1 protein-coding gene is annotated in these 257 nt (G+C 61.5%); it reads left to right on the plus strand.

Translation table 11 applies throughout. The features are described 5' to 3' along the window. Positions 1-25: 25 nt before the first annotated feature. Positions 26-257: hypothetical protein (locus tag SB775_RS31240; RefSeq protein ID WP_410865159.1), on the plus strand; the 232-nt coding region annotated here is incomplete at its 3' end.

Here is a 257-nt window from a genome sequence, read left to right on the forward strand (position 1 = left end):
CGTCGAGCGCGCGGGCGGGCAGACTGTGTGGGAGATTTCGTGCACAGTTTTTTGCGTCACGATTCGCCGGCCAACCCGCAATGAGGCAATTGCGGCATGGAATCTTCGCTTCACGCGGTCGGAACGGGATGACAGGCACGTCCTCCAGTTGTCCGCAATCGTCTCGGCCGCCTGCGGGTACTGGAACCCGACGGATCCGGTTAAACCAGAGCTCGACACGAAAGCGTTGCGCGACGTCGCTGCGTTGTACCACAGGT

The sequence above is a fragment of the Peribacillus sp. SIMBA_075 genome (genome assembly GCF_046534585.1).